The following is a 248-nucleotide window of genomic DNA, read 5'->3' as shown; positions in this document are numbered from 1 at the left end:
TGTGTTGGTATCGGTGGCGACCCTATCCCGGGTTCTAACTTCATCGATATTCTGGAACTGTTCGAAAAAGATCCAGAAACCGAAGCTATCGTAATGATTGGTGAAATCGGTGGTACAGCAGAAGAAGAAGCGGCAGAGTACATTAAAAACAATGTATCTAAGCCGGTTGTTTCTTACATTGCTGGTGTTACTGCTCCTCCGGGCAAACGGATGGGCCACGCTGGTGCCATCATTGCCGGCGGTAAAGG

Annotated in this window: 1 pseudogene; it reads left to right on the top strand. The window is 48.4% G+C overall.

Annotation, left to right across the window (positions count from 1 at the left end):
- A pseudogene (locus B3180_RS00735) lies at positions 1–248 on the top strand (succinate--CoA ligase subunit alpha); the annotation flags it as partial.

The organism is Idiomarina sp. UBA4206 (genome assembly GCF_002383015.1).
Taxonomy (GTDB): Bacteria; Pseudomonadota; Gammaproteobacteria; order Enterobacterales; family Alteromonadaceae; genus Idiomarina; species Idiomarina abyssalis.
The sequence above is the reverse complement of the archived record's forward strand: the minus strand, read 5'-3'. Positions and strand labels throughout refer to the sequence as shown.